This window comes from Aquimarina addita (assembly GCF_039539305.1).
Lineage (GTDB): Bacteria > Bacteroidota > Bacteroidia > Flavobacteriales > Flavobacteriaceae > Aquimarina > Aquimarina addita.
Map to the genome: position 1 here is coordinate 189902 of NZ_BAABCW010000003.1, position 12203 is coordinate 202104.

Sequence of the window (12203 nt, forward strand, 5' to 3'; positions counted from 1 at the left end):
CCAGTACCATTAGGTTTCTTTTCTAATCTCCATAACAAAACATTAACGCTATCAAAATTGAGTACCTATAGTATTATTATAAAGCTTTACTTATTTTTACTCAAAATTTTAAGTGCAAATATACTTTTAATAACAGAGATGTGATCTATCATATTTAGTTTCTATTAGAGATAAAAACATAAACCACTTGCAACTACTCATTTGAAAAAGATATTACTACTTAGCGACACGCATAGCTACATAAATGATCGTATCCTACACTATGTAGCAGAAGCTGATGAAGTCTGGCATGCCGGCGATATAGGAGATCTAAGTGTTACAGATTCTATCGAAGCATTAAAGCCATTAAGGGCTGTTTATGGAAATATAGATGATGATAAAGCCAGAGTTTCATTCCCCTTACACCAACGGTTTATTTGCGAAGGGGTTTCTGTATGGATGACGCATATCGGCGGATATCCTCCAAAATATAACACGAAAACCAGAGATGAAATCAAAAACAATCCTCCTCAACTTTTTATCTGTGGGCATTCTCATATCCTTAAAGTAATACCGGATAAAAAAAACGGAGTATTACATATGAATCCAGGTGCTGCAGGAACACACGGATTTCATAAGGTAAGAACTATGCTTAGATTTACACTAGATACCGGTAAAATCGAAAATTTAGAAATGATCGAATTAGGAAAAAAATAAAAAAGATTTTAGCTTATTACTCGCTACACAGATAATTAATAATCGACAGCGTATTAATATAAAAACTCATTAAGATCAGCATAAGAGCTACTACCACCTATAAAAACCAGAATATCATTATATTCTATGGACAGGTTATCAGGATTTTTATATTGCACTCCATCTCTGCAAACACCTAATAAAATAATATTAAGTTTCTTTTTTAAATCCACAAAGACATCAATATAATTCTGACCAATAAGCAGACTGTCTTCTGGCACTTCCTTCTCCCAAATATCCAATTCATCTTCTCCTTCTGATGTACTTAGTAAATCTTCAGCAAATAATGCTACATTAGGCTCAAAAACATAACTTGCAATCAATTTTGAAGCAATCTCATTTTTAGAGATTACAAAATTTACTCCCATATAATTAAAAGTAGACACCAGCTCCATATTATTAAGAGCAACTACAAAAGTAGCATTTGGATAGGCCTTTTTTAAATTTATAGTATAAACCAGCGTTTCAGAATCATCTTTAAAATTAAGATATACCCTTTCTGCTTTATCAATATTTACTTTTTCAAATTTGGAATAACTCTTCAAATTAGATAAATAAGCAAAACAATGATCCTGAGGAAATTTAGAATTAATTCGATCAATATCCTCTTTATCATCAGTAATGATTGCTAATTCTTTATTAGCATTTATAATTTGCTCCGCTACCATTTGAGAAAAATCATCCCAACCTATAATTACACAATGTTTTTCCATAGTTGTACCAAAATATCCTTCTTTCTTTTTTTGTCTATAATTAGAAATAATTAAACTTAATTCTGAAATCAATAGTCCCAAAATCCCAAGGCTTCCTAATATAAAAAGAAAACCAATAGTCCTACCCCAAAACGTAACTGGATAAAAATCTCCATACCCTACTGTAGTTAAGGTGACGATCGAATACCAATAAGAATCTCTAAGATTCAAAATATTACCGTCTGCAGAGGTCGATTCAAAAATATATAATAAATATACCGATAGATTGTACGATATAATTGAAAAAATAATTACTATAAAAACTCTCTTTTTCATCAACTCACCTGTTCTTCTTGATTAATTAAAGATACAAAACAATCTAACTTTTCCTGATTACAGCTACTCAACTCTACATAAGAACGTTCATCATCCGGAAACGTATGTATTGCTAAATGACTTTCTGCTAATAACCAGAAACAGGTATACCCCTTAACCGGAAAATGATACTCATCAAACTTTACGATGGTAAAACCAGATTTTAACAACTGATCTTGACATCTTTTTCTAATAGTATCAGCATCGGTATCTCTTATCCAATATGTATGGCTATAAATATTTGCCTTGACTGTTTTCGCTTGTACCTCCATATCATTATCCTTTCTTAATATAAATCCCAATTGCCTTTTAAATAATAAGTATACAAAACCGGATTATGAATTTTATTAATCTCTACTGTATCTTCTGCGGATATTAAAAAACTATGCTTTCCAAACGAAGTTACTAATTTCATCGCTTCTGTATTTAACCATTTTGTTTTAATACCAGAAAATTGCAGAGATTGTAATCTATTTACTAATAGCTCCTTATTTATTTCCTGACTTTTTACACCTAAAATCCATCCCCATTCTCCCATAGAAATCACTTGATTATGCATGGGTGCAGTTATAAATCCTGCTGATTGCATGGTTTTATCAATACATTGAAACGCTTTTGTAGCAAAATAAGGACTTCCTGCCTGTGTCACTAGCACGCCATTAGGCCTTAACTTTCTTTTACAAATTGTATAAAACTCATGACTATACAGACGACTTAATTCTACGTTTCTAGGATCCGGCAGGTCGACAATGATTATATCATAAAAACGATGCGCCTGCTGTTGTTCTAAAAAAATATATGCATCTGCATTATAAACAGTGACTTTTTTATCATTTAGAGAACCTTTATTGATTTCTAATAATATTGGATTCTCTTTTCCTAGCGATGTCATCTTAGGATCCAGATCCACTAAATCTATCTTGTCAATACCAGAATATTTTAACAATTCTCTCACTGCACATCCATCTCCACCACCTAGTATCAATACGTCTTTTACATTAGGATATAAACCCATTGCCGGATGTATCAGCGGTTCATGATACATCTCTTCATCCAAAGAACAAAATTGAAGATTTCCATTGAGATACAACCAATGTTCATCTTTCCATTCTGTCATTACAATTTTCTGATACTTAGTCTGATCAGAGAAAACAACCTTATCCTTATATTTTTGTTGTTCTCCCCACTGAACTATTGGATTCGTATAAAATAATCCCAGGAAAATTACTATAGCTACAGTACTAATAGCTACCACTACTTTTTTAGATTCATTTTGACTTAACTTACTATAAAGCATATAAGCCACGATAACTGCAACTCCAAGGTTAACAAACCCTAATACAAAAGGAGTATAGGTTAATCCTAAAAATGGCAATCCAATAAATCCAAAAAAAACGCCTCCTAACAGGCTACCATAATAATCTTTTTCTAAAACAGAAGATATATTGGTTTTCAGTTCTTCATACTCTTCATTCATCCTCATAACAATTGGTATTTCCAAACCAATCAATAGTCCGATAATGATACATAAAGAATAAATTACTATACCATAATAAGAACTAACAGCAGCTACCGTATAGACCAAAATAGATGAAAAAGAAACCAACAATGAGAGGATTACCTCAAACATTAGGAATTTACTTAGCAAATTTCTGGATATTCTCTGGCTTAATCTTGCCCCGACACCCATAAAAAAGAGCATTAGAGACACAATCATTGTCCATTGAAGCACAGAATTTCCAATAAAATAAGTAGCTAATGTAGATAGTACATATTCTGCCACAATACCAGCAAAACCTGTGGCAAATATTGCTATTTTAAGAATCGTAGAATTCCTGCTGGATTTCTTATTTAAATACTCCATGCAATTAAAATAGCCGACCCTACGTATGCAAAAGCTTCTACAAGTCCTGCTCCAACATTTGGTTTCTCCTGATTTACGATTTCATCAGTAAGTCTTTGTCCGGGAAGCAAAATTTTATCTGCAACTACTCTCATTATAGGAAGCACAATTAACCCCAATATAGTCTGGACACATACGTCTAGCAATGTAGTTTTCCAATCTTCAAACTCTCCAAGCAATGCATTCATTACAATGATTGAAATTGCAAGAATTGCTCCGGCAAAAGCTACTCCAGCTGCCACATTATCTTTTTCAATCTCATCATGGACATCATATCCTACAACTGCACTATATAGTTTAGAGGTAATAATCATAATTACCAATCCCAACACCCAATATACCACTGCAGTGATCGTACCTTCTATTAAACCAGTACTTTCTCCTGTAATAGCTCCATATAAAATCAATGCAGTAGAAATCAGAATAGCTCCTTCTATTACACCAGTTCCAACATTTTGATCCTCTATAATCTCTTTTTTAATATTGAATTTTGTTAAAATAACTTTATTATTAATCCAAACAGAAATATTCAACAAAACAACACCTATAAGGCTATAATAAGCGATAATCAAAAGATCATCTACCCATCCCGTGGATTCTCCAATAATTGAAGCGCCGATAACGATTAATAAACTTACAAAGTAGCACACATATGTAAATGAGAATGCCAGATTATCCTTAATAACCAGTTCTTCATTTATTTTAATTTTTGAATTCAATAACTGATACAAAAATTTGCCAATTGCAAAAACAAGTATTGCTTCTACCACATAGCTGATAGACATTAATAAATCCAATACAAACGGGTTGTTATCTAAAAATTCCATAAAAAGTATATTATTTTCCGAATCCTCCTGATCTTGATCTACTCGATGAGGAGTTAGAATATCTAGAAGAGTTTCTTTGAGTTTTTGATGATGAGTTATAAGACTTACTTCTACTAGCAGTTGCACTTTTGCTTACAGAATTTCGCACCTTACTTTTAAAAGTATTAGGCTTACTATTCCATGAAGATTTTGTATTGGTAGTAGAGGTAGTACCATATTTATTTGTTCCCGATCCGTAATACCCTGTTTTACCTCTGTAATTCGTATCATAATTTCTATAATCACTTCTATAATACCTATGAGAAGATCCATAAAACAAACTACTCATAAAATGATACTGACCATAAAAAGCCCAAAAAGATCCACCAGAAGAATTGGTCCTCCAACTCCCGTATCGTTCATTACCTACATAATTATCATATCCTGCGGGAGATGTTTCTTTATCAACTACACCATTTTTCTTAGAAACAATTGTCATCCCCAGATTATTGATATTAGAATCAAAAAAAATATCACTCACCTTCCTCCACTCTGTGTCTATTACCTTTACATCATCTGCTACTTTAGTTGAATCATTTAAAGTAGAAGCATCCACCTTAACCTGAGGTTTTTCAATCAGCACACGATATTTATGATAATAAGATTTATCTTCCTCTTTATAATCCATATCAGCCAGAATCACGCTAAAATTTGGTTCATCCAGATATTTTGTAATAAATTCATCTACTGGTGTTTTCTTATACACTTTGGTCTTTTCTGAGGAACAGGAAGCAAACAAAACCAATAGTAACAGCAATGCTGAATAACAAAAACTTTTTTTTATTTCTCTCATTCTAATTATTTTGTGGCAAAATATTACTTATTTTAAACTCCTGTATATATTCTCCTATCGAAGCTTCAAAATTAGTTTCTCCAGTTTGCTCTATATTAATTAACTTTTCTTCATTTTTAGTAAGGTATGTCCAACTGATTAACTCACTCCAGTTATCATCTTCAACATTCCTTACATATCCCATATCTTCAGAATCTCTATAATATATTTCATCATCATATGTGATTTTTTTTGGAGGTTTACCAGTCTCTTCAATGACATCAGAAATATGTTCTCCTAATACCCTTAGTCCAATTTTTTTAGTGATCGCTATTTCTAATTCATCATCCTCTTCGATATGTAGGTATAAATTACTCTTACCATTATTTATTAAAAATTCTCTGGTAAAAAAATTATCTCCCCAATCATATTCATACATTTTCTTTACAATCCAAGAATCCAGATCATAATCTAAAATAAAATTTGGTTGTAAATCAACCACTCTAATATTAGTTGCATCATAATGACGCTCCTCCTCTTTCTTTTTAAAAATATCAAATAATCCCATTGTATGTTTTATATATAATATATAGGTAACTAAATTTTACATTTTGTTACATTATTATTCATAATAAAAGTTCTATATATAGAGTCTTTCTATTAATTAATACATAAACTCAAAATAAACGTTCATTTATATAGAAGAAATATGTATTATATTTTTAGCAAATGCAATATCCAAAATAATAAGCAAAACACACACTCGTATTCAGATTACTTTCATCTTACAAATAAAGTTAAAAAGTTTGCCCCACTATTACGTTGGTTTCTAAAACCCTATTTCTAGCAAGCATAAAACTTATATTACAAGGACACAAATATAACATACAAAATAAAAAGAACCCACCCTATATTCAGTGAAAAAAAACCAAATTAAATCAATACCTGTTTTCAATATAAAACAACACTATATCATACATATAAAATAAAACCCGAAGTTGGCATACTTCGGGTTTTAACGCACTAATACTACTAAGATTTTAGGTTTATCGTAATCGGTCTACTGATTTTACGAGATCTTCATCCTTTTTGATAGCCTTATTGGCTATCACTAATAAAACGATAGAAATAACAGGAATGAACATCCCAATATCTTTCTCTGAAACCTGAGTTTCTCCAGATACAGGTAGCAACCAATAAACAAATACTCCTAGTAAAATAAAGTTTAATAAGATATTGATACGCCCCAATACAAATTGAAGCTTTCGATTTTTAAATAAAAAAATTGTTAGTAAAGATAAAAAAGCAGAACCTACAAATATTCCTAAGACCGTCATATTATCCTGAATAAATAAAACTGCTCCTGATTGACTTATCCCATATGGAAATAAGAACGAAATTCCACCAGAAAGAGCCGCTACCAGTAATAAATAAATAGTTTGAATTCTTTGTATCATTACACTCTTTACACTTTTGCAAAAGACAAAAATAGGGGTTTCTTTTTACAAATAAATGCAAAAAATCAAAAATAAAGTTGTATCATTGCAAAACAAATTTGTAACCTATTCTTTTTAGGATACTTACCTTCGAAATAAAATTTTCCTAGAATTCTTCTTTTGAAAATTAACACCAGAACTCAAATTATATAACAAATTTAAATGTTAGAAATTTCTGAATTAAAAGCAAAAAAGCTTCCTGAGCTACAGGAAATGGCGAAAAATTTAAATGTACCTAAATTTCGTACCATGAAAAAACTGGACTTGGTTTATCAAATACTTGATTACCAAGCGGCAAACCCTAATAAAGTAAAAGAAATTATTACTGAAGACGCACCTGCTGAAGCAAAAACTGCTAAAACCAAAACACCAGAAACTAAGGTCGCTAAAACAAAACCAACGCCAAGAGACAAAAGACCCAGGGCTAAAAAAGTTACAAACACACCTAACATTACTGGTGAACAATCTAAAGCGGAAACAAAAAACCCTACAACTCAAAATAAACCTCAAACGCAGCCAAAATCTGAGGTGAAAACAAATGTGGAAAAGAGTGGCACACCTGCACAAGGACACAAAAAAACCGATACGCCTTCTTCAGTAAATAAAGAAAAAAGAAAGCCGCAGAAAAACAGAGAGGAAAAATCGGAAGACAGAAAAGACAATAGAAATAGAAATACAGACAAACAGCCTAATAAAAATCAGAACCGAAATACCAATAAAAAGGACAATAGAGATAGCGGAAACAGAGACAACAGAAATCGCTACAAAGAACCGGACTATGAATTTGACGCTATTATCCAAAGTGAAGGAGTACTAGATACCATGCAAGATGGATATGGCTTCCTTAGATCCAGTGATTATAACTACCTATCCTCTCCTGATGACATTTACGTATCACAATCTCAAATAAGACTTTTTGGACTAAAAACAGGAGATACCGTTTTAGGACAAGTAAGACCTCCTAAAGAAGGTGAAAAATATTTTCCATTAATTAAAGTAAATAAAATTAACGGATTAGACCCTCAGGTTGTAAGGGATAGAGTTTCTTTTGAACACCTCACCCCTCTTTTCCCGCAAGAAAAATTTAAACTAGCCGAAAGACAAAGTACAATCTCCACAAGAATAATGGATCTTTTTGCCCCGATAGGCAAAGGACAACGTGGAATGATCGTATCACAGCCCAAGACTGGTAAAACCATGCTACTTAAAGATGTAGCTAATGCAATCGCTGCAAATCACCCAGAAGTGTATCAAATGATACTTCTTATTGACGAAAGACCAGAAGAAGTAACCGACATGCAACGTAATGTAAAAGGTGAAGTAATTGCTTCTACTTTTGACAAAGAAGCTAACGAACACGTTAAAGTTGCAAATATAGTATTAGAGAAAGCTAAAAGATTAGTAGAATGTGGACATGATGTAGTTATTCTTCTAGATTCAATCACAAGATTAGCAAGAGCATACAATACTGTGCAACCTGCCAGTGGTAAAATTCTAAGTGGAGGTGTAGATGCGAATGCTTTACACAAACCTAAGCGCTTCTTTGGTGCTGCACGTAATATAGAAGGTGGAGGATCATTATCAATTATCGCAACTGCTTTAACTGATACCGGATCTAAAATGGACGAAGTTATATTTGAAGAATTCAAAGGTACAGGTAACATGGAACTTCAATTAGATCGTCGTATATCTAACAAAAGGATATTCCCTGCAATTGACCTCATATCGAGTAGCACAAGAAGAGATGATCTTTTATTAGATGATGTGACAATAAAGAGAATGTGGATTATGAGAAAATACCTTTCTGATATGAATCCGGTAGAAGCAATGGAATTTATTAATGAACGATTTAAACAAACTCGTAACAATGATGAATTCCTTATATCTATGAATGGATAAAAACAAACTAAATACATTATATATAAACACAACGAAAATAGCTATCAAAATAATGATAGCTATTTTTTTAAAACTTAAAAACATACCTTATTATAGTTATACTAAAAATAAGCTCAAGTATTCGTTCATTTTTATAACCGAAATTGACATTAATTATAATTCTAAACATACACCTCTACAATCTTGCAATTATACTTAACAAACAAACTCTTCAGTTTACGAAACTAAAAACAACAAGCATTATACATTAGATTAAGCCAACTCAATAGACCAACAAAATAACCTAGACAATAGAAACGTTTGCCCTCCCCAAACAAGCAACTTTTCCTAAAAGAAGATAATACTACTCTATCACTTCAATCTATTCTTATCTTTGTAACATAATCAAAAATTACAAATGAACTTCAACACCACTGAAAGGAATCCTAAAAGATAAAGACTAATACCCTAAAAAAAAGATGAAAATAGTATTATACAGTATTTTAAGTCTATCCCTGCTTCTAACAAGTTGTCAAGGCAATAGCCAAACCAATTCAGTATCAAAGAACAATCAAAAGAAAGATGAAACACCGGTACAGACTCAACCTATAAACGGACTAGAAAGAGCATATTTTGCAAGCGGATGCTTTTGGTGCGTAGAAGCCATCTATGAAAGCATAGAAGGGGTCGATGAAGTTATCTCAGGATACTCTGGAGGTCATACAGAAAACCCAACCTATGAATCAAGCAACACAGGTCGTACTGGTCATGCAGAAGCAGTAGAGGTTTATTACAACCCTTCAATTATATCTTTTTCCTCTCTCGTAGATGCATATTTTGGCTCACAGAACCCTACACAAATAAATGGTCAGGGCCCTGACACTGGATCCCAATACCGCTCTATTATATTTTATCAAAATGAAGACCAAAAAAAGATAATAACAGAAAAGAAAAAAACACTCTCTAAAAAATTAAATAGAACAATCGCAGCAGAAATAACCCCTTTTATTAAATTTTGGAAAGCAGAAGAATATCATCAGGATTATGAAAAAAGAAATCCTCAAAATCGCTATATCCAAAATATATCCATTCCTAGATTACAAAAATTCAAGTCCAAATTCCCTGAAATATTAAAAACAAACCACTAATTTCATTTTCTTACCATATGAGTACGCATACTAGTCCTAAACAATCGAATTCTAGGTAAGTTCGTACATAATAATTTTAAAAATAAATCTATTTTTACCATAATTAGTAAAAAAAGCCCTTATAAAAAAGGGTTTTTTCCACCTCTAACACCATCTATCCGTTATAGCAATTAACATTTATTTAATAAAAAATAGCAAAAAGCTATTTAGGATTTAGTTAACAAAAAATATCTCCTCAATAAAGTCCAACATCAGTAAAACTGTAGGCTAACCATTTCCACTTTCCCTTTTCTCAATATAATTCAGTAGTATCCAAAGTTAAAAAACATATAAAATTAAGTGCAAAAAACCACTAATTCAGGACTTTAAATAATCTGAATTAAAAAGACATGATTTTGAACCTGTAACTAACCGACTAAATGAATCACAAACATCATGTAAATCGGACATAAGACACAAATAATTCGTTGAATTACACAAATTCATGAAAAAAAAACCTTCTTTTTGATAAAATAAAATGAAATCTTATTGTGTTATTCATATTAATATATTACATTTGTATAGTATATAAAAGTTTTCAGTTCAGTTGATTAATTAAAATAATTAAAGTTTTACTAAACTAAAAAACCCCAATTAACTGAAAAACAATATATTACTGATTAATACGTTCTTTTAAAAACATATAGATTTTAGCTTTAAAATGACAAAAGCGAATCCGTAAAAAACAATTAATATGTTTTTAAGAAAACTTAATATTGAATTTAAATACGTAAACATATATATTATGAAATCAATTTTTACATTTATTCTACTTTTGGTGATAGGTAGTTCTACAGCTACTGCACAAATACAAACGCTGGAGCGTTATTTACTATCCACCGCAAAACTTGAACTTCGTTCTGGACCAGGTGCAAATTATAATATTATCGGAGAGATCCCACAGGGCACTCAGGTATATGTTATTACTTCCGGATACGGAGAATGGTCTACAGTTCAATACAAAAACGGAAATGGTTTTGTATTAACTAATCTTTTAAAGGAAGATAACAGTCTTGCTGAAAAAGAAAGAAAGCTTAAAGAAGCTCAAGATAAGATTAAAGCAGCACAGCTTGCTGCACAACAAGCCATCGCAGTTGCTAAAGAAAATGCAAGAAAAGCGATTGCTGAAGCAGAAAGATTAGAAAAATTAGCACAAGAGCAAGCGCAAACTCAGGTGAAGTTAACGGAGCGCGAATTACTTTTAGCAAAGCAAGACTTAAATGCTGCTGAGAAAAGAAGATTAGCTGAATTACAAGCAACTGAAGAAGCTTTAAGAAAGAACCAAGGTAATGTAGCTCAAAGTGGTACTGTACCAGATAAGAGCACTTCTAACGCTGGAAGCTCAAACAAGCCCAAAGCTAAAGCTGCTCCTACTAATGTAACAAGAGAAAATAATTATTCTTCTTGGACTAAAAAGACATACAAGAATGGTGCTACACCAAAATCCTTCAACTTTAAAGGAAAGTATGAATATAAGTTAGATAACTACTTAAAAATTGAAGTAGGTAAAAATACTGATGTTGTTGTAAAACTTGTTAAGCAAGGAAAAACTCCAAGTGATGATGAGACAGTAAGAATTGTTTATATCAACAGTAATCAAACTCAGTTCATTAGAAATATTCCTGAAGGAGAGTACTACTGTGTAATCGCTTACGGTAAAGACTGGAGAGAAGAAGCAGGTACAAACAATGGTACATTTACTAAAAATGCATTATATGAAAGAGGTAAAGATGTATTAAACTTCTACACTATTAAAACCAGTGATGGTATCAATGTACCTTCATACAGCTTATCTTTAGATTTACTTCCTAATGGAACATTACAGGATGAAAATTACTCGGATGATATATCTCCAAGTGCATTTAATAAGTTCTAAGATATAGACATTAGGTATTATCGATTAGGTTGAAACGTATACTAATTGATATTATCTTAAAAATTAAAAAATTTATTATCACCAAATAATAAATGTAAGAAGAGAGACTGTTGTAAAAGACAGTCTCTTTTTCTTGTATAATATCTTAGGATTAATTTTGATTGTTACTATTATATCTTCTAAATTCGCCCCCTTTATCTTAACAAAAATTTGGGTTGGTAAGATGATATATTCACAAGAGTTATAATGTTAATAATGTAACCGAAACCAAACTATGATAAATCACTATATAATCAATATATAAATCAGAGGATAATCGAGCACTCCTTAATTATAATACTCCTCGCAATATCATATCTACCTAAGGTATATTTAATGAGCCCACTTATTTTTAAATACTAACCTAAGTTAAATTCTTACGTA

General features: G+C 31.6%; 11 protein-coding genes. 4 read left to right on the forward strand and 7 right to left on the reverse strand.

Annotation, left to right across the window (positions count from 1 at the left end; genetic code table 11):
- Positions 1 to 201 precede the first annotated feature (201 nt).
- Positions 202 to 696, forward strand: a complete 495-nt coding sequence (locus ABD816_RS05720) for a metallophosphoesterase family protein (protein WP_344925492.1) — start codon at positions 202 to 204, stop codon at positions 694 to 696.
- A 53-nt stretch (positions 697 to 749) separates the two neighbouring features.
- On the opposite strand, the gene ABD816_RS05725 is transcribed toward ABD816_RS05720, so the two are convergent.
- The 7 genes from ABD816_RS05725 to ABD816_RS05755 all read right to left on the reverse strand — a co-directional run bounded on the left by ABD816_RS05725 (position 750) and on the right by ABD816_RS05755 (position 6800).
- Positions 750 to 1763: a potassium channel family protein gene (locus ABD816_RS05725; protein ID WP_344925493.1), complete on the reverse strand. Its 1014-nt coding sequence runs from the start codon at positions 1761 to 1763 to the stop codon at positions 750 to 752.
- Positions 1763 to 2074, reverse strand: coding sequence for an S-adenosylmethionine decarboxylase (locus ABD816_RS05730; RefSeq protein ID WP_344925495.1), 312 nt, complete (start codon positions 2072 to 2074; stop codon positions 1763 to 1765). The genes ABD816_RS05725 and ABD816_RS05730 overlap by 1 nt, the downstream gene beginning before the upstream one ends.
- A gap of 14 nt (positions 2075 to 2088) precedes the next feature.
- Positions 2089 to 3666, reverse strand: coding sequence for a polyamine aminopropyltransferase (locus ABD816_RS05735; protein ID WP_344925496.1), 1578 nt, complete (start codon positions 3664 to 3666; stop codon positions 2089 to 2091).
- Positions 3654 to 4532 carry a DUF350 domain-containing protein gene (locus ABD816_RS05740; protein WP_344925497.1) on the reverse strand — a complete coding sequence of 293 codons (879 nt, stop codon included), beginning with the start codon at positions 4530 to 4532 and terminating at the stop codon, positions 3654 to 3656. Before ABD816_RS05740 ends, ABD816_RS05735 begins: the two co-directional genes overlap by 13 nt.
- Before the next feature lie 10 nt (positions 4533 to 4542).
- The gene (locus ABD816_RS05745; protein ID WP_344925499.1) at positions 4543 to 5364 is read right to left on the reverse strand and encodes a hypothetical protein; all 822 of its coding nucleotides are present in this window, start codon (positions 5362 to 5364) and stop codon (positions 4543 to 4545) included.
- Between the two features lies 1 nt (position 5365).
- Entirely contained in the window at positions 5366 to 5911 is a 546-nt protein-coding gene (locus ABD816_RS05750; protein WP_344925500.1) for a DUF4178 domain-containing protein, read from the reverse strand.
- Positions 5912 to 6389: 478 nt separating this feature from the next.
- A complete protein-coding gene (locus tag ABD816_RS05755; RefSeq protein ID WP_344925502.1) occupies positions 6390 to 6800 on the reverse strand; it encodes a DUF4293 domain-containing protein in 411 nt (136 codons plus the stop codon).
- Between the two features lie 201 nt (positions 6801 to 7001).
- Here ABD816_RS05755 and rho point away from each other — a divergent pair, with 201 nt between their 5' ends.
- The 3 genes from rho to ABD816_RS05770 all read left to right on the forward strand — a co-directional run bounded on the left by rho (position 7002) and on the right by ABD816_RS05770 (position 11780).
- Positions 7002 to 8738, forward strand: coding sequence for a transcription termination factor Rho (gene rho / locus ABD816_RS05760; protein ID WP_344925504.1), 1737 nt, complete (start codon positions 7002 to 7004; stop codon positions 8736 to 8738).
- Between the two features lie 458 nt (positions 8739 to 9196).
- Entirely contained in the window at positions 9197 to 9865 is a 669-nt protein-coding gene (gene msrA / locus ABD816_RS05765) for a peptide-methionine (S)-S-oxide reductase MsrA (protein WP_344925506.1), read from the forward strand.
- A gap of 784 nt (positions 9866 to 10649) precedes the next feature.
- On the forward strand, positions 10650 to 11780 hold the full coding sequence (locus ABD816_RS05770) for an SH3 domain-containing protein (protein ID WP_344925508.1): 1131 nt from the start codon (positions 10650 to 10652) through the stop codon (positions 11778 to 11780).
- Positions 11781 to 12203: the final 423 nt, after the last annotated feature.